Genomic DNA, 20,529 nt, shown 5'->3' on the forward strand with positions numbered 1-20,529 from the left:
GCGGCGCGCGTCGGGCGCGCGACACGAGGCGGCACGATGGCATATTCAGGGCAGGTTTCCCGGCCGCAAAAGTTTCTGTCGGGCGGTGCGGCGCTGGTCGCGGCGCTTGCCATCGGTTTCGGCCTCGCGCGCGGGCTCGACCTCGATGTTGTGCGCCGCGCGAGCGCGGCGATCACCGCGATTGCCCTGCCCGCTCCGCGCGACGCGACGGTTCCCGCGTCGGCGCCCAGTGAGCGCGCCGCGGGCAAGGCCTCGGCGGCGAACAGGCAGGCGAAAGCCGCCGCAGTCGCCGCGCCGCCCCCGAAACTGCCGCCGCTCACTCCGCCGGTCGCGGCGGCGCCGCAACCTGGCGCCGGTAACGCCCCCGCCGCCGGAGCAACGCCCGACCCCGGTCCCGGATCGGGCGCGGGCGGCCGCGGCGATGGCACTGGCGCCGGTGGTTCGGGTATCGGAACGGGCGGCGGAACCAGGGCTGCGTGGCGCAGCGGCACGATCCGCGACCGCGACTATCCGCGCGACGCCAGCCGCGAGCGCGCAGGCGGCGAGGTCGAGGTGCGCTTCACGATTGAGGCCAACGGCCGCGTCACCGGGTGCCGCGTTACAAGGTCGAGCGGCAACGCCGCGCTCGACCGGACGACCTGCGACCTCATCGAAGCGCGCTTCCGCTTCAAGCCCGCGACGAATGCCGCGGGCGAGCCCATCGCCAGCCCCTATGGCTGGCGCCAGCGCTGGTGGCTGGAGCCGCGCGGCTAGGAGGTCATTTACGCCGGAGAGAAGGTGGCGGAGACGGAGGGATTCGAACCCTCGGTACCGGATTTACCAGTACGACGGTTTAGCAAACCGTTGGTTTCAGCCACTCACCCACGTCTCCGCATGGTCTGCCGCGCTAACGGCAGGTTTGGCCTAGGCGGGTCGCTATAGCCATGCGCTTCGCACCCCGCAACGTCAAAGATCGTGCTTTTTTCCCGCACCGGACGGCATTTCGTCGCCCAATCGATTCGGTCTGGCGCAAAATCGACTCGGGTCATCGCCCGTTCATTGCCCGCCCGCCAAAGCGGGTCATGATCGACGCGGGGTTCGCCGCGACAGTTTTTGTTTTCCTTGGGGGTTCGCAATGCGCAAGAGTTTCACCGGCATGGTCCTGGCGACATTGGCGTCGATCGGCCTCGTGCTGATGCCGGCCCCGGCAACGGCGCAAATGCGCGAAATCGATCCCAGCAACATGCAGATCGATTCCGATCTCGACAATCCCGCGCCGCCCCCCGCGACCGGCGATCCCGCGCCCGGCGAATCCTATGCCGACGACCTGGCCACGGGCGATCAGCAGACGAGCGAAACACCAGCCGATTCCGCTGCCACTGCCAGCGATGGCGCCGAGGTCGCGGCCACCACCACCGCCAACGAGCCGGGATCGACCTACAAGAAGGACGATCTGATCGGCGCCGCCGAGGGTGTGTTCGGAAAGGGGGCGCAAGGCCTGGCGGCGTTGATCGAGGACATATTGAAGGAACAGGGCGAACCCAACGCCTATATCGTCGGCCGCGAGGCCGGCGGCGCACTGGTGCTCGGCGTGCGTTACGGTTCGGGGACGCTGTACCACAAGGTCGAAGGCGAGCTTCCGGTCTATTGGACCGGCCCCTCCATCGGCTTCGACGCGGGCGCGAACGCGGGCAATACCTTCGTCCTCGTCTACAACCTTTTCGACAGCGAAGACCTCTACAAGCGCTATCCCGCGGGCGAGGGCGCCGCCTATCTGGTGGGCGGTTTCAACGCCAGCTATCTGCGCCGCGGCGACGTGGTGCTGATCCCGATCCGCGTCGGCGTCGGCGCTCGGCTGGGCGCGAATGTCGGCTATATGAAGTTCCGCAAGAAGCAGAACTGGCTGCCGTTCTGACAAAACTGCGGGCGTAACCAAAAAGATGGCTCGCGCTTCGGCGCGGGCCTTTTTGTTGTGCGGTGTTGGCTCCGGCGGCTATCGCGGTTGCCGTCTCGGGCCAGTGCCTCATCGCATGCGCCGTTGACGCCTAGGGCGCATCATGATTGCGGTGGTGCATCCGCGCCTGATTTTTGACCGACCAATTGTATCGCGGGACATAGGCATGCAGCCGTTGCTCGATATCCCGATCGACTTTCGCACTCGCCATCTCCGGCGCGAACCAGACCACATCAACATCTGCTTGTGGAAAAGTCGGGGCACGCCCGCGTAGATGATCCCATACAGCGTCTCGAACGAAGCCCGCTCTGATCCAGCAGTCTGGAAGTTTCAGGGCAGCGACAGCTGCCAATGCTTCCATTCGCGGCGGATCGCTGGATAGAAGCGCCCCAAGAGTTGCGTGCTTATCCACGTTCATCCAGCACGCCGCTCTAATCGCCGTTGAAGGCAATCAGCGTCTCGCAACGCAGCCCCGCCGCACCCAAGCGCGCAGACCCACCCAAATCTGGCAGGTCGATAACGAAGAGCGCCGCCGCAACCTCGGCCCCGACGCTCCGCATCAGTGCCGCCGTGGCGAGGATCGTGCCGCCCGTCGCGAGCAAATCATCGACCAGCACGACGCGGTGCCCCGGCAGCACCGCCCCTTCGTGCAGCTCGAGCCGGTCGGTGCCATATTCGAGTTCATAATCGACACCGATCGTGACGCCGGGCAGCTTGCCCGCCTTGCGCACCGGCACGACACCCAGCCCCATCGCGGTCGCCATCGCCGCGCCGAACAGGAAACCGCGCGCCTCGACCGCGACGATCAGGTCGGGACGATAGGCCGCGGCGCACGCGCTCAATCGGCGTACGCTTTCGGCAAAGCCGACGGCGTCGCCGATCAGCGTGGTGATGTCGCGAAACTGGATGCCCGGCCTGGGAAAATCGGGGATGGTGCGGACCAGCGACGCAAGGTCGAGATCCGGCTGCGGCGGGAGGGCGATCATCAACCGGTCGCCCTCCGCGGCACTCAATGCTTCTTGTCGGCCCAGATGTTGCGGTACGACAAATAGGTCAGCACGGTAAAGATCAGCAGGAAGCCGATCACGGCCCAACCCACCTGCACCCGCTTCACCAGCTTGGGCTCCGCGGTCCAGACGAGGAAAGCGGTCACGTCCTTCGCCATCTGATCGACCGTTGCCCTGGTGCCGTCGGCATAGGTCACCTGCCCGTCGGACAGCGGCTTCGCCATCGCCAGGTTCAGGTTGGGGAAATAGGGGTTGTAATGCAGCCCCGTGCCCGGACGCAGTTCCTTCGGCAGGTTGGCGGGGGGATTCTGATAGCCCGTCAGCAGCGAATAGACATAATCCTTGCCGCCTTCGCGCGCCTTGGTGATCAGCGACAGGTCGGGCGGCAGCGCATTGTTGTTTGCCGCGCGCGCCGCGACCTCGTTCGCATAGGGCGCCGGGAAATGATCCGAGGGCAGCCCGTCGCGCGTCGCCGGTTCACCCGTGTCGGGGTTGATCGACGGCACCTGGAAACCCTTGGCGAAACTCTTCACCTGGCCTTCTGTGTAGCCCAGATCCTGAATGTTGCGGAAGGCGACGAGATTGAGGCTGTGGCAGGCCGAGCAGACCTCCTTGTACACCTGCATCCCGCGCTGAAGCTGCGCCAGATCCCAGTGCGGCATCAGGCCGTCGCTTGCCAGCTTCAGATGCCTTGGGTGCTTGACGAAACTATGGGCGACATTGGGTTCATTCTTCAGCGGCGTGGTGAAGATCGCAAAGACGAGCGCCGTGATGAAACCCAGGCCGACGAGAAAACCGAGCGGACGAACCATGGCTGTATCAGCTCCTATAAATGTCCGGCGCTCAGGCCGTGGCCGCCGACTTGTCGTCGGCATGCTTTGCAAGGACCGCTTCCGTGATCGATTTCGGCATCGGCAAGGGTCGCTCGATGCGCGACACGATCGGCAGAATGATCAGGAAGTGCGCGAAATAATAGATGGAACCGATCTGGCTGAGGATGACCCACGGCTGTTCGGCGGGCATCTTGCCACAGATGGCGAGCAGGACGACGTCGGCCACCAGCACCCAGAAGAAGATGCGATAGAGCGGACGATAGGTCGACGATTTCACCGGCGAACTGTCGAGCCACGGCAGGAAAAAGAGCAACGCGATCGCCGCGAACATTGCGATAACGCCCCAAAGCTTCGCGTCGATCCACAGGAAGTTGAAGGTGAAGGCGCGCAGGATCGCGTAGAAGGGCCAGAAATACCATTCGGGCACGATGTGCGCGGGCGTCGAAAGCGGGTTCGCCGGGATATAATTGTCGGCGTGGCCGAGCAGGTTCGGCGTGAAGAAGGTCAGCGCCGCAAAGACGAGCAGGAAGACGCCGACGCCGAAGCCGTCTTTCGCCGTATAATAGGGATGGAAGGGAACGGTGTCCTGTTCGTCCTTCACCTCGATGCCCGTCGGGTTGTTCGACCCGGGGATGTGCAGCGCCCAGATGTGCAGGATGATGACTCCCGCGATTACGAAGGGCAGCAGATAGTGCAGCGAGAAGAAGCGGTTGAGCGCCGCATTGTCGGGCGCAAAACCGCCGAGCAGCCACTGGCGGATCGGTTCGCCGACCATCGGGATCGCCGAGAAGAAACCGGTGATCACCTGCGCGCCCCAGAAGCTCATCTGGCCCCAGGGAAGCACATAGCCCATGAAGGCGGTGGCCATCATCAGCAGGAAAATCACGACGCCGAGGAGCCACACCATTTCGCGCGGCGCCTTGTACGACCCGTAATAAAGGCCGCGGAAAATGTGCAGATAAACGACGATGAAGAACATGCTGGCGCCGTTCATGTGCGCATAGCGGATGAACCAGCCGGCGTTCACGTCGCGCATGATATGCTCGACCGAATTGAACGCGACCCCGGCGTTGGCGGCATAGTGCATCGCGAGCACGATGCCGGTGACGATCTGAATCACCAGCGCAGCGCCGGCGAGGACGCCGAAGTTCCAGAAATAGTTGAGATTTCGGGGCACAGGATAACCGGCGCCGATCGCGTTATAGACGAGGCGCGGCAGCGGCAGCTTCTCGTCCAGCCACTTCATCAGCGGCTGCTGGGGTTCATATTGCTTGGCCCAGGGAAAGCTCATCTTATCTCGCTCCTCAGCCGATCGTCACGACGGTGTCGCTGGTGAATTCATAAGGCGGCACGACCAGGTTGGTGGGCGCCGGCCCTTTGCGGATGCGCGCCGCGGTGTCGTAGTGCGAACCGTGGCACGGGCAGAAATAACCGCCGTAATCGCCGCGGTTCTCGCCCTCGGCGGCACCCAGCGGGACGCAGCCCAGATGGGTGCAGACGCCAAGGGTGATCAGCCAGTTTTCCCTGCCGGGCTTGGTGCGCTCGGCGAGCGTCTGCGCGTCGCGCAGGTCGCTCAGCGGCACGCTGTTCGCCTCGGCGATCTCGGCGGCGGTCAGGTTGCGCACGAACACCGGCTGCTTGCGCCAGCTCGTCTTGATCGCCTGCCCCGTGCCGATCGCCGAAATGTCGATTTCGGTCGACGACAGCGCCAGCACGTCGGCCGACGGGTTCATCTGGTTGACGAGCGGCAGCACCGCCGCAACCGCGCCGACGCCCGCGAAACTCACCGCTGCGATATTGATGAAATCCCGACGGCGCACGCCATCCTCGATACCGGCGTTGAGTTCAGTTTCACTGGCCATTCGACTGCCCTTGCATGGGTGAACTAGAAATCGTTCTCGAAGCAATGGCTCGCTCTGTTGCACGCGCACGAAAGCGCACAACCCGGCGGCCCCTCCGGGAATTGCGGGCCTGATAGCCGCACAGTCCGGGCTTGCCAACAGGCAATTTCCGCTTCCGCCACCCGGCCGCCCCGCCGCAGCCAGACCTCTCGATTCGTGGCGCCTTCGCCTTTATAGCGGCGACATGGAAATCGCATTGTTCCAACCCGACATCGCCGGCAATGTCGGCACGATTCTGCGCACCGCCTCCTGCTTCGGCGTGCCCGCGCATATCATCGAGCCGTGCGGCTTTCCGTTCGGCGACGCGGCGCTCCGGCGCGCCGGCATGGACTATGCCGCGCGCGCCGACGTGCGGCGCCACGCCGATTGGGACGGCTTTTCCGGCTGGTCGCACAGCACGGCGGGTCGGCTGGTTCTCCTGACCACCGCAGGCGCCACACGGCTGCCTGACTTCGCGTTCGCGCACGGCGACATATTGCTGTTCGGATCGGAAAGTGCAGGCGTTCCGCCGCACGTTCACGCCGCCGCCGCCGAACGGGTCGCGATTCCGATGCAGCCCGGCTTTCGATGCTTGAATGTCGCGGTCGCGGCTGGCATCGCGCTCGCCGAGGCGCTCAGGCAGACGAAAGGCTTTCCGGCATGATCCCGCTCGATCCGCAGCAACAGAAGGCGCGCAACTGGTTCGAATCGCTTCGCGACCGCATCTGCGCCGAGTTCGAGGCGATCGAGGCCGAAGCGGGCAGCGACGCGCGCTTCACCTATACGTCGTGGGATCGCGAGGCCGAGGGACTTGAACCCGGCGAAGGCGGCGGTGGTGTGCGCGGAGTGATGACGGGCAAGGTGTTTGAAAAGGTCGGCGTCAACGTCTCGACCGTCGGCGGCGAGTTCGCGCCCGATTTCGCGTCCTCGATCCATGGCGCGGGCGACGATCCGCGCTTTTTCGCGACGGGGATCAGCCTCGTCGCGCATATGGCGAACCCGCACGTCCCCGCCGTGCATATGAACACGCGCTTCCTCGTCACGACGAAGCGCTGGTTCGGCGGTGGCGCCGACCTCAATCCACCGATCCCGTACCAGGAGGACACCGATGCCTTTCACGCGCGACTGCGCGCCGCCTGTGCCCCCTTCGGTCCCGATGTCTATGAACGCTATGCCAAATGGGCGGACGAGTATTTCTATATTCCGCACCGCGGCGTCCACCGCGGCGTCGGCGGTATCTTCTACGACCATCTCGAATGCGGCGACGACGCCGAGTTCGATCGCAATTTCCAGTTGACGCAGGCGGTGGGCGAGGCGTTCCTCGACATCTTCCCGCGGATCGTGCGACGTCGGATGGATCAGCCCTTCACCGACGCCGAACGCGACGCGCAACTCGTCTGGCGCGGCCGATATGCCGAGTTCAATCTCGTCTACGACCGCGGCACGCTCTTCGGCCTCAAGACCGGCGGCAATATCGACGCCATCCTGATGAGCCTGCCGCCGCTCGCCAAGTGGAGCTGAAAAGGGCGCCCCGCAGCCAGTGGAGCGCCCCTTCCTGATCGTCTGCGCCGATCAGGCGAAGATGTCGCCCGATGCGCGCGGAGCGATAGCGCGATACACGCCGACCGGCACCGAGAAAGAAAGCATCATGATCGGCAGATAGACAAGCGCCGCCATCAGGATCATCGTCAACATCGCGCCGACGACCGACCCCCCGGCGATCGCCCCCAGGATGCCGCCGAAGATCATGCCCGCGACGATCGCATAGGCGACGACGCCGATGGTGAAGAGCAGGTAGAACCCAACGATCACCCACTGCGAAGGCCCGGTCAGCCGCCACGATTCACCAAGCCCCGTCACCGGATTGCGCGTCAGGCGGTCAGCCATCACCGGCCCCGCGACGATGAAGCGGCCCTGAAGCCACAGCATGAAGACAATGATCGCGATATAGACGACGATCATCACAAAGATCGCGCCACCGCCGATCGCCCCGGCGCCGCCGGATTCCAGCGCCGCGGGCGAAAAGGCGCCCATGCCGCCGAGCGCCGCGCCGAAAATCAGCGTCAGGATGAGCATGACGATGAAAATGACGATATAGGCGGCGATCATCACCACGATCATGCCAAAGGCCAGCGCCGGTCCGGCCTGAAGGGCCCAGGCGAAGTTCGGCGCTTCGCCGGGGTGCATCCCGCCGCGCCAGATGAGCATCGACACGCCATAGAAGATGACCGCCGCGATGATCGCAAAGAGGCCGATCCGGCCGAAGGCGCCCATGACGAGCGACGGATCGTTCGGCGCCATCGCCATCGCCGAAAAGGTCGACCCCAAAAACAGATAACCGAGCAGGCCGACAAGGATCAGCGCCCCGCCGACCCACAACAGCATCTGCATCCAATTGGCCTTCAGAAACGCGAACGTTTCCGAAAAGGCGCCGCCGATCGTCATTTTATTCATGTCACTTCCCCCTGTTGTCGAACCGTCTTTCGTTCACGCGGATGCGGGTGAGAGCCTTTTTGACGTGACGCGATACGCCTTGTTTATCCGTTCCGATCGGCCGCCTCACTGAAACACGTCGGAGGCGCTGCGCAGCGCAAGCTGGCGATAGGCGGCAGCGGCGACGGCGATCGAGAACAGGCTGCCGATCGCGCCGAACGCCGCTTCGACAACGCCGCCAACCATCCGGCCAAAGCCGGGTCCGCTTCCCGCGACGACCGACAGAACGCCGCCGACGATCAGCGCGACGATGAAGATCACCAGCCCGACCAGAAGCAGGAAGAAAAAGATGGCCCAGCCGTTGTTCCGCGTCAGTTCCCAGCTCGTGCGGATCGCCTCGATGGGATTGTAGATCGCCCGGTCCGCAATCGCCGGCGCGACGAGCGCCAGCCGCCCGACGAGATAGAGGCCGGGGACGATCAGCAGGATCACCCCGATGCCGATCGCAATTCCCGACAATATCTGGACCGCCAGCATCGTCGGAAAAAGCATGAAGCCAAAGGTGAGCGCTTCGCCGACGCTGACCCCCGTGCGCGCCAGCCACAACCGCAGGATCGCCACCGTGCCGACCATCGTGCAAAGCGCGACGACGATCTGGCCGGGGATCATCTGGCGGAAGCTTTCCCGAAAAGCGGTCATCAGCTGATCGAAATCGGCGCCCGCGGGCGGCTCGACCGGCACGGGTCCGAACCAGGCAAAGGCGAGCGCGGGCAGAAAGAAAAAAACACCGGCGATCGTGACGATCAGCGCCGTATGCGATTTGAGCAGCAGCAAGGTGTCGTCCCACGCCGCGCCCATGTCGAATTTTGTCATTGATACCCCGTGATTTTTCGATTTCCCCGACGCAACGAAAGTGACGATGTTCGCCGCGTCTGTCCAGCCCTGTCGCGCGATGCTCCGCAGGGCCTTGCACGGCGGGCCGCGACGCGCCAGATAGCCCGCGCCATGCCTTCGCTTCCCGTGCCCCAATGGATCGTCAGCCCCGGTCTCACCGATTATGCCGCGGCGCTCGCCGACATGGAGTCGCGCGCCGCCGCGATACATGCGGACGAAGCGGGCGAACGCATCTGGCTCCTCGAACACCCCCCGCTCTATACCGCGGGAACGAGCGCCGATCCCGCCGAACTGCTCGACCCGCGCTTTCCGGTTTACGATGCTGGCCGCGGCGGGCGTTATACCTATCATGGTCCGGGTCAGCGCGTCGGCTATGTCCAGCTCGACCTGACGCGGCGCGGGCGCGACGTGCGCGCCTATGTCCATGCGCTCGAAGGCTGGGTGATCGATGCGCTCGCGCTGCTCGGCGTCAAGGCGCGGCGCGCCGAGGGACGCATCGGCATCTGGACCGACGACGTACGGGGACGCGAGGCGAAGATCGGCGCGATCGGGGTGCGCGTCAAACGCTGGGTGACGCTGCACGGCTTTTCGCTGAACGTCGCGCCCGACCTGACCCATTTCACGGGTATCGTGCCATGCGGCATCGCCGAATATCCCGTCACGAGCCTCGCCGCGCTAGGGAAGGCGACGGGTTTTTCCGAGGTCGATGCTGCGCTTGCCCGGACGCTCCCCGCTTTTCTCGACAAGCTGCGGCCAAGCGATTAGGACCGGCGCATGATCAGGATCCTTCTCGCTTCGCTCTCCCTGCTCACCCTCGCAGCGTGCGGCAGCAACGATAGCGGCGGCAGTTCGACGACGAAGCTCGACGCGGTCGAGGTTCAGCCCGGATCGGTGAGCGATTCGATGATCATCCTCGACGATGCGGTCGGCGACGGCACCGCGGTCGATAACAGCGTCCCCGACGACGGAACGGGCAAGAAGTCGGCGGAAGCCGATGACGGCGAGGGAGAAGAAGAAGCCACCCCACCCGCCGAGGCCGACGAAGATCCCGAGGCGGTCGATATGCCCGCAGCGAAAAAGGCGCTCGCTCCCGATGCTCCGGCGAAAAAGGGCGAATAGGTGCTAGGCTGTAGTGACAATTTAATCATTTGAGCCACAACATTATGCTTGCGAGTTTGATGAAGCCAAGGAAGTTTGCGGCGAGTTTGTCATGGCGGGTGGCGATGCGTCGCCATTGCTTGAGTTTGGCGAAGAAGCCCTCGATGCCCCAGCGCTGTTTGTATGCGATGCGGTCGTAACTGCGCTGGACCTTGCGGTGGCGGCGGGGCGGAATGACCGGTTCGCCGCCTTGTTCGGTGATGAGATCGCACAGGCTATCGGCGTCGTAGGCGCGGTCGGCCAGCACGTGTTCGGCCTTCAGGCCGCGGATCAGGTCGCAGGCCGGGGCCATATCGTTCTGCTGGCCGGGGCCGAGCATGAAGCGCACCGGCAGGCCGAGAGCATCGACTACAGCGTGGATCTTGGTCCCGAACCCGCCTCTTGAGCGGCCCAGAGCCTGGGCTTGAACGCCCCCCTTTTTACCCTGGCCCCGGCGGCCTGGGCTTGGGCACGGATTACGGTGGCGTCGATCGCCAGCCATTCGATGTCGGGGTCATCGGACACGGCTGCGAATATCCGGTCGATCACCCCCTGTTCGATCCAACGATAATAGCGCCGCTTTACAGTCTGGTAGGGGCCAAATCGCTCGGGCAGATCACGCCACCGCCCACCCGAATGCGCCAGCCACAGCAAAGCATCCAGAAACCGCCGACCATCGCTGCGCGGTCCGCGCTTGCCCTTGCGGCCACCAGGCACAAACTCCCGAAGCCGCTCCCACTGATCGTCCCTGAGAACCTCGCCTTCCACACCAGCCTCCAAAAGCCAGTGTTGAATCAGAACTCGCGTCAGTTGGGAACCCCTAAATTGTCACTACAGCCTAGCTGTTTGGTCCCAGCATGTGATGGTGTAGACTTGTCGCCGTTGCAGCGGAGGGAGCTATGGGACAGATTTTACACGGGAGCGCCAAGACCACGCACGCCATTCGAGGCGAGCTACAGCGATCGCAAGCTTCGGTCGCGAGCCTCGCGAGGAAGTACGGGATCAACGAGAAGACCGTCTTGAAGTGGCGCCATCGGCAGTCTGTGGACGACATGCCGATGGGGCCGAAGGAGCGCCGCAGCACCGTCCTCTCGCCTATGGAAGAAGCTGCCATCGTGGCGTTGCGGGTTCAGGCGCGGTTGCCGCTCGACGACGTCTACATCGCGCTAAAGGACGTGATCCCGCAGTTGACGCGCTCGTCGCTGCATCGCTGCCTGCAACGGCATGGCATCAGCCGCCTGCCCAAAGCGGACCGCGAGAAGCCGAAGAAGTTCAAGGATTATGAGATCGGCTACTTCCACATCGACATCGCCGAGCTACGCTATGAGGGCGGCAAGGCCTTCCTCTATGTGGCGGTGGACCGCACCTCGAAGCTGGTCTTCGCCCGCATCTATCGCAAGGCCACAAAGCTTGCCGCCGCAGCTTTCCTCAAGGTGCTGGTCAAGACCGTGCCTTACAGGATCCACACCGTGCTGACCGACAATGGCGTCCAGTTCGTCCAGCCCCAGCGCGGCCAGAGCCGGCAATGGCTGATCCACATCTTCGAGCGGGTCTGCCTCGAAAACGGCATCGAGCATCGGCTGACCAAGCCCTACCACCCATGGACCAATGGTCAAGCCGAGCGGATGGTCCGAACCATCAAGGAAGCGACCGTCAAATCCTTCCATTATGCCTCGATCCAGGAACTGCGACGACACGTCAGCGACTGGCTGATCGCCTACAACTTCGCCAAGCAGCTCAAGGCTCTCAAGTTCAGGACACCATATGAAGCCATCGAGGAACTCTGGAAATCAAAGCCCGATGTCTTTATCGTCAAACCCAACCATCACATGCTGGGACCAAACACCTAGCGCAGCCCCAGGCTCTTGTGCGTCTGGAGCGACAGGCGCCAGCGCGGGTCGGCCATCACCAGGTCGATGCACGCCTGCACATTGGCCGCGGCGTTGCGATCGTCGAGCGGCTGGACGAGCAGATGCCGGAAATCCAGCGCAGCAAGCTTCGCGACGTCGCTTCCGGGTTGCGGCCACACGAGCTTGAGTTCGTCACCGCTCGATTGCACCAGTTCGCTTCCCGCCTTCGGGCTGACGCAGATCCAGTCGATGCTGCGCGGGATAGGCAGCGTGCCGTTGCTTTCGATCGCGATGGTGAAGCCGCGCGCATGTAGCGCGTCTATCAGCGCGTCGTCGACCTGCAACATCGGCTCGCCGCCCGTGAGGACGACATAGCGGTCGTCGCTGCCCGGCCCCCAACTTTCGGCGATGACATCGGCAAGCGCCGCTGCGTCGCGATATTTGGCGCCCAATGTGCCGTCGGTGCCGACGAAATCGGTGTCGCAGAAGCGGCAGATGGCTTTCGCGCGGTCCTGTTCGCGCCCGGTCCACAAATTGCAGCCGGCAAAGCGGCAGAAGACTGCGCGGCGACCGGCCTGCGCGCCCTCCCCTTGCAGGGTCAGGAAAATCTCTTTGACCGAATATGCCATGGGTTCAGGCGTAGCGCGTCGGGTCGGCGAGCCCGGCGTCGGCGAAACCCTTGCGGCGCAGGCGGCAGCTGTCGCATGCCCCGCAGTGCAGACCCTCGGGCGTCGGGTCATAACAGGACCAGCTCATCGCCGCATCCATGCCGAGCCGCGCCGCCTCGGCGGCGATATCGGCCTTGGTCATGTGCTGAAGCGGCGCGTGGATATGGAAGCGAACGCCCTGATCGCCGTCGCGCGTCGCGAGCGCGGCCAGCTTTTCGAACCCCTGGATGAACGCGGGGCGGCAATCGGGATAACCCGAATAATCGAGCGCGTTGACGCCGATCACAATGTCCGCGGCCTGCCGCGCCTCGGCCAGCCCCAGCGTCAGCGACAGGAAGATCAGGTTGCGCGCGGGAACATAGGTCACGGGAATGTCGGTGCCAACGCCGTCCTTCGGCACGTCGATGTCGGCGGTCAGCGCCGACCCGCCGAAACGGCGCAGGTCGAGCGGCAGGACGATATGCTCGGCGGCGCCGACATGCGCCGCAATGCGCGCCGCCGATTCCAGCTCGACGCGGTGACGCTGGTTATAGTCGATCGTCAGCGCGACGATCCGCGCGCCAGCCTCGCGCGCGAGGCCCGCGCAGACCATCGAGTCGAGCCCGCCCGACAAAAGGACGATCACCGTTTTTCCGGACATAATCTGCATCGGCGCCAGATAGGCCCCACTCGCGGGGCACGCAAGCGCCGCGGCGCGTCAAAAGAAACGGGCCGCGAGGCGATCGCCACACGGCCCAGGTCGGCGCAAACGCCGTTAGGGAGAAGGGCACACATCGATATGCCGTGCCTCCGCTCTAACCAATAATGGTTAACAACCTGCTCGTCAGCAGGCACCGACGCGACGGGCCTCGATCGCCTGCGAAAAGGGCCGCCCCTCGGCGATGCCCTGCGTGTCGATCTGGACGAGGCGGTTGGTTTCGCTGCGGATCGTCGTGCGACCATGCCCGGCGCCGGGGCAGGTATAATGGACCGTCACCGCATCGGGCCGGTCCTCGATGACGTAGCGCGAGCAATTGCTGCGTGGGTGGTAGATCTGGATCATCCGGCGCGCATCGCCCAGGCACATCGTCTGCAGGACGTCGTTCGAGCCGCGCTCGCGCAGCTGCCAGCTGCCTTTTTCGAGGCGGTCGAGCATCGCCAGCGACGGCGCCTGCGCCGGAACCGCGCCCGCGCCCGCAAGGCCGAGCGTCAGCAGGGAGATTCGTGCCAGGGGAGAGAAGATCGCCATTCGTTGGTCCATGGGCTGCATGAGCGACGGATTGCGACCCTGCTCTTCCCCAAGCTAGCAAGGCGCCCCCTCCATTTCAACCGCTTGACGCCGAATGCGCTCGCTTCGACGCGCAAAGCAGGGAAAAATCCCTATTCGGCGTGATCGTGGCCGGCGATGTCGGTGAGCGAAATGGGGAAAAAGCGCGAGCAGAAGGCGCAATCGACGACAATCTCGCCTTTGTCGTCGGCCATCGCCGCGCGCTCGGCCAGCGGGAACTGCGCCAGCACCCCCGCAAAATAGTCGGTGCTGCACCGGCAGCCGCGCGACACGGCGGTGCCGGGTTCGACGCGCACCTCGTCTTCGTGAAACAGCCGCCACGCCAGCGTTTCGAGCGACGTGGCGGGATCGGTGAGTTCCTCGTCCTTGAGCGTCGCCGCGATCGTTTTGGCATGATCCCACTCGGGATGGTCGTGCCTTACGTGCAGCCGGTCGCGTCCCACCTCGCCTTCGGGCAGATGCTGGAGCAGCAGTCCGCCCGCGACACAGTCCGCCCCGGCATCGTGACGCGCGGCGAGACTGATCAGGCTGGGGATTTGTTCGGACTGTTCGAAATAATGTTCGGCGGCGTGGCCGATCGACGATCCTTCGAGCGGAACGATGCCCTGATAACGCTCGCCCGTCGCCGCCTGGTCAAAGGTGATCGCGAGGAAGCCTTCGCCGAACAGCGCGAACAGGGTCGGATCCGAACCGGCTTCGGCGAGCCGTTCGGCATCGAACTTCAGATAGCCGCGCAGTTCGCCCGCCTTGTAGTCGCAGACGAGCAATTCGACCGGCCCACCACCGGTCTGCGCTTGCAAGGTGAGCTGGCTGCCCTCGGTCTTAAGCGTCGAACCGAGCAGAACCGTCAGCACCAGCGCCTCGGCCAGCAGCTTTTCGGCAACCGGCGGATAGCTGTGCGCCGCAATGATCCTGTTGAGCACCGGCCCCAGCCGCACGAGTCGCCCGCGCACATGGCGCGCAGCGATGGTGAAGACCAGCGGCTGGTCGAACCAGGTTTCGATCGTTTCGCTCACGCTTGCCGTCTCAAAGCTTTGCCAGCGTCCACAGCAGGATCGATTTTTGCGCGTGGACGCGGTTCTCCGCTTCGTCCCACACGCGCGACTGGGCACCGTCGATCACCGCATCGACCACCTCTTCGCCGCGGTGCGCAGGCAGGCAGTGGAGGAAGAGCGCATCGCTTTTCGCTGCAGCCATCAGCCGCTCGTCGACCTGAAACGGCGCCATCGCCGCAACCTTGTTGTGCGCATGGTCCTGTCCCATCGACACCCAGGTGTCGGTGACGACCAGGTCGGCGCCCGCGACGGCCTCGCGCGCATCGCGCACGATGTCGATGCAAGCGCCCCTTGCGCGCGCCGCCTCGATGAAGCCCGTGTCGGGCTCATAACCCTGCGGGACACCCACACGGACATTGAAGCCGAACAGGCCCGCCGCCTCGATCAGCGAGGCCAGCACATTATTGCCGTCGCCAAGCCATGCAAGCTCCAGTCCCGGCAGCGCCTTGCCGCTCTCGACGATCGTGAGCAGGTCGGCGACGATCTGGCACGGGTGCGACAGGTCGGTGAGACCGTTGATGACGGGGACACTGGCATATGCGGCCAGTTCCTCGGCCTTCGCATGATCGTCGGTGCGGATCATGATCGCGTCGGCGTAGCGCGACAGCACGCGCGCGGTGTCGGCGATCGTTTCGCCGCGCCCGAGCTGCGTCGTGCCCGCGTCGAGGATCATCGGCACCCCGCCCAGTTGGCGGATGGCGATGTCGAACGAGCAGCGGGTGCGCGTCGAGTTCTTCTCGAACACCATCGCCAGCACATGATCGGCAAGCGGCTCGTCGGCGTCGGGTCGCGCCTTGGGCCAGCCCGCGCGCGCGGCCTTGCGGTCGATCGCGTCGGCGATCATCGTGGCGACGGCGTCGCCGCCCGCGTCGGCGAGGTTCAGGAAATGCCGCACATTACCTCCCCGTTCGCATCGAGCGAAGTCGAGATGCCGTGAGTTCGCGCGCTGCCATTGGGTGTCTCGACTTCGCTCGACACGAACGGAACAACGAAAATCATGCTTCGGGCGGCGTGTAGCTCGCCGCGCCTGCCGACAATTTCTCGATACACTCGTCGATATGGCCCTGCTCGATGTTGAGCGGCGGCAGGATACGCACGACATTGTCGCCCGCCGCGACGGTCAGGAGCCCGTGATTGTCGCGCAGGTGCGCGACGAAGGCACGGCTGTCCGAGCGCATCTTGACGCCGAGCATCAGTCCCATGCCGCGCACGCTTTCAAAAAGCTGGTCGTGGTTGGGGATAAGCTGTTCGAGCGCGCCGCGCAGCCGCTCGCCGGTTGCCTTGACCTGATCAAGAAATCCGTCCTCCAGGATGACGTCGAACACCGCCTGCCCCGCCGCCATCGCGAGCGGATTTCCGCCATAGGTCGATCCGTGCGTGCCGATCACCATGCCGCGCGCCGCCTTTTCGGTCGCAAGGCACGCGCCGAGCGGGAAACCGCCGCCGATACCCTTCGCGGTCGCCATGATGTCGGGCGCGATTCCGTACTGCTCATAGGCATAGAGCGTGCCCGTGCGCGCGACGCCACACTGGACCTCGTCGAAAATGAGCATCAGGTCGCGTTCGTTGCAGATGTCGCGCAGCCCCTGGAGGAAGGGCTGCGACGCCGGGCGAATGCCGCCCTCGCCCTGCACCGGCTCGATGAGGAAGCCCGCCGTATTGTCGTCGACGAGGTCGAGCGCGGCGTTGAGGTCGTCGAACGGCGCATAGGCGAAGCCGGGCAGCAGCGGGTCGAACCCCTTGCGCAGCTTTTCCTGATTGGTCGCCGAAATCGTGCCGAGCGTGCGGCCGTGAAAGGCGTTGTTGAAGGTGATGAGATTATGTTTTTCGGCGTTGCCCGCGCTCGAATGATAGGCGCGCGCGGTCTTGATCGCGCATTCGACCGCTTCGGCGCCCGAATTGGTGAAAAAGACGGTGTCGGCAAAGGTGTTGTCGACCAGCCGCTGGGCAAAGGCTTCGCCCTGCGGGCTGCCATAAAGGTTCGACACGTGCATCAGCGTCGCCGCCTGATCCTGAATCGCCCTGGTCAGATGCGGATGGCCGTGGCCGAGCAGGTTGACCGCAATGCCGCTCGCAAAATCGAGATAGCGCTCGCCACGCTCGCCGATCAGATAGGCGCCCTCGCCGCGCACCGGACGCACAGCGCACCGGGGGTATACGGGCATGAGCGGCGTGATCGACATGGCAGGCACCTTTCAGTCAAAAAGTAAAAGGCGACCCCGTTCGGGCCGCCCTTGGTCGGGCCGCTCCTATACTGCCGGTGCCGGAGGCGCGTCAACACGGGGGGGCACTACAGCGACCGGGCGGCCTCCATCGTCAGCATGAGCGAATGCTTGCGCGCGTCGTGATCATATATTGATGACGCGATGATGATTTCGTCCGCTCCGGTGCGCGCCTGAAAGGCCGCCAGCCCCGCCGCGACATCATCGACCGTGCCGATCGCCGAGCATTGCAGCACATGGTCGAGGATCGCGCGCGCATTGGGCGGCAGGCTGTCCTTATATCCCGCAATCGGTGGTTTCATCCTGCCCGGATTACCGGTGCGCAGCGCGACGAAGGCCTGTTGTTGCGAACTTGCGATCAGTTCGGCTTCCTCGCGTGTGTCGGCGGCGAAGGCATTGAACGCGGCCGCAGCATAGGGTTCGGCAAGCTGCTCCGAGGGTTTGAACTGGCGGCGATAGATGTCGAGCGCCTCGTCGAGCGCGTCGGGCGCGAAATGGCTGGCAAAGGCATAGGGCAGGCCGAGCATCGCGGCGAGCCGCGCGCCGAACAGGCTCGATCCCAGAATCCACAGCGGAATCTTCGCCCCTTCGCCCGGCACCGCGCGAATGCCGAGCCGGTCGTCGCCGGCAAGGAAGGCTTGCAGTTCGAGGACGTCCTGCGGGAACTGCCGTTCGTCGCTTGCGAGATTGCGACGCAGCGCATGGGCGACGCGCTGGTCGGAGCCGGGCGCGCGGCCGAGTCCGAGGTCGATACGGCCAGGGAACAGCGCCTCCAATGTCCCGAACTGTTCGGCGATCACCATCGGGGCGTGGTTCGGCAGCATGATCCCGCCCGCGCCGATGCGGATCGCCCGCGTCGCGTGCCCGATATGCGCGAGCACCACGGACGTCGCAGCGCTCGCAATCCCCGCCATGCCATGATGCTCGGCGACCCAATAGCGATGATAGCCGAGCGTCTCCGCATGACGGGCCAGATCGGCGGCATTGGCGAGCGATTGGGCGATCGTGCCGGTATCGGTAACGGGCACGAGGTCGAGGAACGAAAGTTTCGGCATGAAACCGATATGCGGTGGAGGGGCACAGTGTTCAACCTCTCCCCCCGTCATTGCGAGGAGCGAAGCGAAGCAATGACCATCAGGCCCGCTCGTCCTTCGGCGAATCCATCAGGACATAGGTGGTGATCGAATGCACCTGCGGCAGGACACCGAGCACCTCGGTATGGAAATGCTTGTAGCTCGCCAGATCCTCGGTCTCGACGCGCAACAGATATTCGATGGTGCCGGTGATATTGTGGCATTCGCGCACCTCGGGCGCTTCTGCCATCGCCGCCTCGAAATCGGCCTGCGACTTCTTGGTGTGCGACGACAGGCCGACGGTGACATAGGCAAGGAAAGTCAAACCGAGCTTTGCGGGGTCGATCACCGCGCGATAACCCTTGATCACGCCGCTGCGTTCGAGTTCCTGCACGCGGCGCAGGCACGCCGAGGGCGACAGCCCGACGCGATCGGCAAGCTCGAGGTTCGAGATTCGTCCGTCGCGCGACAACTCATGCAATATCTTGCGGCCTATGGCGTCAATTTTGACCATGTATTGCATAATATAACTAAAAACGGCCCATCTTTGCAATCCATAGCGCATCGAAGCGCATTATATTGCGTCCATGAACCAGACCACCCTCGCCGCACTCTCTGCCTTCGCGCTTGTCTCGTCGATCACGCCGGGGCCGAACAACATGATGCTGATGGCGTCGGGCGCCAATTTCGGGCTTCGCCGCACCGTGCCGCATGCGCTGGGCGTCGGCATCGGTTTCACGCTGATGATCGTGCTGGTCGGCGTCGGTCTGATGGGACTGTTCGACCTGTTCCCGGTTCTGAACCTTGTGCTCAAGATGGTGAGCGTCGTTTATCTGCTGTGGCTGGCGTGGAAGATCGCCCACGCCGCAGCGCCCGATACGGCGGGGCGCTCGCGCGGCAAACCGATGAGCTTTTTCCAGGCGGTGCTGTTCCAGTGGGTGAACCCCAAGGCCTGGTCGATGGCGCTGACCGCGATCGCGCTTTACGCCCCCGATCGCAATCTGGCCGCCGTGCTGCTCGTCGCGGCCATCTTCGGCCTCATCAACCTGCCCTCGACGAGCCTGTGGGCGGTGATGGGCGTGTCGCTGCGCGGCTGGCTGTCGAGTCCGGCGCGGCTCCGCGCATTCAACTGGACGATGGCGGCGTTGCTCGTCGGATCGCTCGCGCTGCTCATGTGATTGCAAGGTTGCTGCTTGCAACCTAAAGACGGCGCTCCCCCTTCCTGACCGGAGAAGAGAGCCATGCAAAGCCGCCGCCTCGGAAAAAGCGCCATCCATGTGTCCGACATCTGCATGGGGACGATGACCTTCGGCAGCCAGACCGACGAGGCGGAGGCGTTCCGCATCCTCGACCGCTGTTTCGACGAGGGGATCAATTTCTATGACACCGCGGAGGGCTATCCCGTGCCGCCCGACACCCGATGGGTCGGCCGCACCGAGGAGATCGTCGGGCGCTGGCTGAAGACCAAGCCGCGCGACGCCATCATCCTCGCGACCAAGGTGTCCGGGCCGAGCCACACCTGGTTCAGGTCGCCGTGCCGTAGCGGCATGACCGCGCTCGACCGCAAGAATATCTTTCAGGCGATCGACGACAGCCTGACGCGGCTCCAGACCGATTATGTCGACCTCTATCAGACGCACTGGCCCGACCATGACGCGCCCTATGACGAGGTGATGGACGCGCTCGATGAACTCGTGCGGATCGGCAAGGTCCGCATCCTCGGCTGCTCGAACGAGACGAGCTGGGGGCTGATGAAATCGCTCGCGGCATCCGAGCGGCTGGGCGTCGCGCGCTACCACACGATCCAGAATAATTTCAGCCTCAACAACCGCCGTTTCGAGGATGAGCTGGCGCAGGTCTGCCGACAGGAAGGCGTCAGCCTCATCCCCTATTCGCCGCTGGCGGGCGGCGTGCTGTCGGGCAAATATCAGGGCGGCGCGGCGCCGGAGGGCGCGCGCTTTTCACGCTATCTCGCGATGGAAGGACGGCAGGCGGCGATGGGGCGCCGTTTCGTCAATGAAAAGACGCTCGCCGCGACCGAACGCTATCTGAAAATCGCCGCAGACGCCGGACTGCATCCGGTGACGATGGCGACCGCCTGGTCGAAGCAGCATGATTTCGTCGCCTCGACGATCGTCGGGGTCAGCGCCTACGACCAGCTTGATCCGATCCTCGATGCAAAGGATCTGGTGCTGGAGGGCGATGTGATGAAGTCGCTGCACAAGGTCGGCAAGGACATCCTCTATCCGATGGGCTGATCGCCTTGCGCCGCGAGCC

At 64.4% G+C, this 20,529-nt stretch carries 25 protein-coding genes and 1 tRNA gene; 9 read left to right on the forward strand and 17 right to left on the reverse strand.

What is annotated here, in order from left to right:
- Positions 1–36 precede the first annotated feature (36 nt).
- Positions 37–753 carry an energy transducer TonB gene (locus SALA_RS06785; protein ID WP_011541634.1) on the forward strand — a complete coding sequence of 239 codons (717 nt, stop codon included), beginning with the start codon at positions 37–39 and terminating at the stop codon, positions 751–753.
- Between the two features lie 25 nt (positions 754–778).
- Here the strand turns inward: SALA_RS06785 and SALA_RS06790 are convergent.
- Positions 779–871: transfer RNA gene (locus SALA_RS06790), tRNA-Ser, on the reverse strand.
- A gap of 243 nt (positions 872–1,114) precedes the next feature.
- Between SALA_RS06790 and SALA_RS06795 the strand changes: the two genes are divergently transcribed.
- Positions 1,115–1,894, forward strand: coding sequence for a DUF1134 domain-containing protein (locus SALA_RS06795; RefSeq protein WP_011541636.1), 780 nt, complete (start codon positions 1,115–1,117; stop codon positions 1,892–1,894).
- Between the two features lie 130 nt (positions 1,895–2,024).
- Here the strand turns inward: SALA_RS06795 and SALA_RS16730 are convergent, their stop codons facing one another.
- From SALA_RS16730 to petA, 5 genes are read right to left on the reverse strand one after another with little or no spacing between them, the layout of a single operon-like run.
- On the reverse strand, positions 2,025–2,351 hold the full coding sequence (locus SALA_RS16730) for a nucleotidyltransferase family protein (RefSeq protein ID WP_084764683.1): 327 nt from the start codon (positions 2,349–2,351) through the stop codon (positions 2,025–2,027).
- Between the two features lie 13 nt (positions 2,352–2,364).
- Complete coding sequence (locus SALA_RS06805) at positions 2,365–2,919, reverse strand: adenine phosphoribosyltransferase (protein WP_011541638.1); 555 nt, start codon at positions 2,917–2,919, stop codon at positions 2,365–2,367.
- Between the two features lie 23 nt (positions 2,920–2,942).
- On the reverse strand, positions 2,943–3,752 hold the full coding sequence (locus SALA_RS06810; protein WP_011541639.1) for a cytochrome c1: 810 nt from the start codon (positions 3,750–3,752) through the stop codon (positions 2,943–2,945).
- Positions 3,753–3,783: 31 nt separating this feature from the next.
- The gene (locus SALA_RS06815; protein ID WP_011541640.1) at positions 3,784–5,064 is read right to left on the reverse strand and encodes a cytochrome b; all 1,281 of its coding nucleotides are present in this window, start codon (positions 5,062–5,064) and stop codon (positions 3,784–3,786) included.
- A 13-nt stretch (positions 5,065–5,077) separates the two neighbouring features.
- Positions 5,078–5,635: a ubiquinol-cytochrome c reductase iron-sulfur subunit gene (petA, locus tag SALA_RS06820; RefSeq protein WP_011541641.1), complete on the reverse strand. Its 558-nt coding sequence runs from the start codon at positions 5,633–5,635 to the stop codon at positions 5,078–5,080.
- A gap of 223 nt (positions 5,636–5,858) precedes the next feature.
- On the opposite strand from petA, the gene SALA_RS06825 reads away from it, so the two are divergent.
- Positions 5,859–6,317: a tRNA (cytidine(34)-2'-O)-methyltransferase gene (locus SALA_RS06825; RefSeq protein ID WP_011541642.1), complete on the forward strand. Its 459-nt coding sequence runs from the start codon at positions 5,859–5,861 to the stop codon at positions 6,315–6,317.
- Positions 6,314–7,174: an oxygen-dependent coproporphyrinogen oxidase gene (gene hemF / locus SALA_RS06830; protein ID WP_011541643.1), complete on the forward strand. Its 861-nt coding sequence runs from the start codon at positions 6,314–6,316 to the stop codon at positions 7,172–7,174. Before SALA_RS06825 ends, hemF begins: the two co-directional genes overlap by 4 nt.
- Before the next feature lie 51 nt (positions 7,175–7,225).
- On the opposite strand, the gene SALA_RS06835 is transcribed toward hemF, so the two are convergent.
- Together SALA_RS06835 and SALA_RS06840 are read right to left on the reverse strand one after the other, a co-directional pair.
- Positions 7,226–8,107, reverse strand: coding sequence for a hypothetical protein (locus tag SALA_RS06835; RefSeq protein WP_011541644.1), 882 nt, complete (start codon positions 8,105–8,107; stop codon positions 7,226–7,228).
- Positions 8,108–8,212: 105 nt separating this feature from the next.
- Positions 8,213–8,959, reverse strand: coding sequence for a glycerophosphoryl diester phosphodiesterase membrane domain-containing protein (locus tag SALA_RS06840; protein WP_011541645.1), 747 nt, complete (start codon positions 8,957–8,959; stop codon positions 8,213–8,215).
- A 132-nt stretch (positions 8,960–9,091) separates the two neighbouring features.
- On the opposite strand from SALA_RS06840, the gene lipB reads away from it, so the two are divergent.
- Positions 9,092–9,745, forward strand: a complete 654-nt coding sequence (gene lipB, locus SALA_RS06845; protein ID WP_011541646.1) for a lipoyl(octanoyl) transferase LipB — start codon at positions 9,092–9,094, stop codon at positions 9,743–9,745.
- Between the two features lie 9 nt (positions 9,746–9,754).
- Positions 9,755–10,099 carry a hypothetical protein gene (locus SALA_RS06850; protein WP_011541647.1) on the forward strand — a complete coding sequence of 115 codons (345 nt, stop codon included), beginning with the start codon at positions 9,755–9,757 and terminating at the stop codon, positions 10,097–10,099.
- A 25-nt stretch (positions 10,100–10,124) separates the two neighbouring features.
- Here SALA_RS06850 and SALA_RS06855 read toward each other — a convergent pair.
- A protein-coding gene (locus SALA_RS06855) for an IS5 family transposase (protein WP_153802608.1) occupies positions 10,125–10,885 on the reverse strand; the annotation gives its coding sequence in 2 pieces (ribosomal slippage) (positions 10,125–10,561 and positions 10,561–10,885; 762 coding nt in all).
- A gap of 131 nt (positions 10,886–11,016) precedes the next feature.
- On the opposite strand from SALA_RS06855, the gene SALA_RS06860 reads away from it, so the two are divergent.
- Positions 11,017–11,967 carry an IS481-like element ISSpal1 family transposase gene (locus tag SALA_RS06860; RefSeq protein WP_011541357.1) on the forward strand — a complete coding sequence of 317 codons (951 nt, stop codon included), beginning with the start codon at positions 11,017–11,019 and terminating at the stop codon, positions 11,965–11,967.
- Here SALA_RS06860 and queE read toward each other — a convergent pair.
- The 8 genes from queE to SALA_RS06900 all read right to left on the reverse strand — a co-directional run bounded on the left by queE (position 11,964) and on the right by SALA_RS06900 (position 18,766).
- The gene (gene queE / locus SALA_RS06865) at positions 11,964–12,596 is read right to left on the reverse strand and encodes a 7-carboxy-7-deazaguanine synthase (RefSeq protein WP_011541648.1); all 633 of its coding nucleotides are present in this window, start codon (positions 12,594–12,596) and stop codon (positions 11,964–11,966) included. The genes SALA_RS06860 and queE overlap by 4 nt on opposite strands.
- A 4-nt stretch (positions 12,597–12,600) precedes the next feature.
- Positions 12,601–13,284, reverse strand: a complete 684-nt coding sequence (gene queC / locus SALA_RS06870; RefSeq protein WP_011541649.1) for a 7-cyano-7-deazaguanine synthase QueC — start codon at positions 13,282–13,284, stop codon at positions 12,601–12,603.
- 174 nt (positions 13,285–13,458) lie between these two features.
- Positions 13,459–13,863, reverse strand: a complete 405-nt coding sequence (locus tag SALA_RS06875; RefSeq protein WP_237700932.1) for a DUF3617 domain-containing protein — start codon at positions 13,861–13,863, stop codon at positions 13,459–13,461.
- 131 nt (positions 13,864–13,994) lie between these two features.
- On the reverse strand, positions 13,995–14,918 hold the full coding sequence (locus tag SALA_RS06880; protein ID WP_084764685.1) for an Hsp33 family molecular chaperone HslO: 924 nt from the start codon (positions 14,916–14,918) through the stop codon (positions 13,995–13,997).
- A gap of 10 nt (positions 14,919–14,928) precedes the next feature.
- Positions 14,929–15,801: an ornithine carbamoyltransferase gene (argF, locus tag SALA_RS06885; RefSeq protein ID WP_049754720.1), complete on the reverse strand. Its 873-nt coding sequence runs from the start codon at positions 15,799–15,801 to the stop codon at positions 14,929–14,931.
- A gap of 151 nt (positions 15,802–15,952) precedes the next feature.
- The gene (locus tag SALA_RS06890; protein ID WP_011541653.1) at positions 15,953–17,140 is read right to left on the reverse strand and encodes an aspartate aminotransferase family protein; all 1,188 of its coding nucleotides are present in this window, start codon (positions 17,138–17,140) and stop codon (positions 15,953–15,955) included.
- Between the two features lie 107 nt (positions 17,141–17,247).
- A complete protein-coding gene (locus SALA_RS06895) occupies positions 17,248–18,234 on the reverse strand; it encodes an LLM class flavin-dependent oxidoreductase (protein ID WP_041383154.1) in 987 nt (328 codons plus the stop codon).
- Between the two features lie 79 nt (positions 18,235–18,313).
- Positions 18,314–18,766, reverse strand: a complete 453-nt coding sequence (locus SALA_RS06900) for an Lrp/AsnC family transcriptional regulator (RefSeq protein WP_041383824.1) — start codon at positions 18,764–18,766, stop codon at positions 18,314–18,316.
- Between the two features lie 73 nt (positions 18,767–18,839).
- On the opposite strand from SALA_RS06900, the gene SALA_RS06905 reads away from it, so the two are divergent.
- Both SALA_RS06905 and SALA_RS06910 read left to right on the forward strand, forming a co-directional pair.
- A complete protein-coding gene (locus tag SALA_RS06905; RefSeq protein ID WP_011541656.1) occupies positions 18,840–19,430 on the forward strand; it encodes a LysE family translocator in 591 nt (196 codons plus the stop codon).
- 99 nt (positions 19,431–19,529) lie between these two features.
- Positions 19,530–20,510: an aldo/keto reductase gene (locus tag SALA_RS06910; RefSeq protein WP_237700933.1), complete on the forward strand. Its 981-nt coding sequence runs from the start codon at positions 19,530–19,532 to the stop codon at positions 20,508–20,510.
- Positions 20,511–20,529: the final 19 nt, after the last annotated feature.

This window comes from Sphingopyxis alaskensis RB2256 (assembly GCF_000013985.1).
Taxonomy (GTDB): Bacteria; Pseudomonadota; Alphaproteobacteria; order Sphingomonadales; family Sphingomonadaceae; genus Sphingopyxis; species Sphingopyxis alaskensis.